Annotated in this window: 1 protein-coding gene; it reads right to left on the reverse strand. The window is 51.4% G+C overall.

Annotated features, from left to right (window positions below; all coding sequences use genetic code 11):
• Nucleotides 1-357: DUF6086 family protein (locus D7X99_RS42590; protein ID WP_147476440.1), on the reverse strand; the 357-nt coding region annotated here is incomplete at its 3' end.
• Nucleotides 358-381 lie beyond the last annotated feature (24 nt).

Below are 381 nucleotides of genomic sequence, written 5' to 3' on the forward strand. Positions count from 1 at the left end.
CGATTGCCCCGACACCAGTAATTGACCTCGGCGCGCAAGACGTTCCGTATCTCCGCGCATAGGAGAGGTCGAACCTGGCTCGCAAGCCAGAAGAATTCCATGCGATATTGAAAACGGACCAGCGAACAATGTCTTAGTTGCATTGCTCGTTTCGGAATCTAGTTCGTTCATTAGTGCTGAGACAAACGGGCTGAGCAGTAAAGGATTGATTTCCACCTCATCAGCGACCACTTCGCCAATTCCACTCTGTAGTTCCACTGCATTTTCTAAAGCTCGAACCTGGGCAAGAAATAGACGGGCCAGTCTGGGCGACGGATCCCACACCACTTCACCTTGCCACTTGAAGAAGACGCCCATGTCTGACCTCCATTGGTCCTTAGT

The sequence above is a fragment of the Corallococcus sp. AB032C genome (assembly GCF_003668935.1).
GTDB lineage: Bacteria > Myxococcota > Myxococcia > Myxococcales > Myxococcaceae > Corallococcus > Corallococcus exiguus.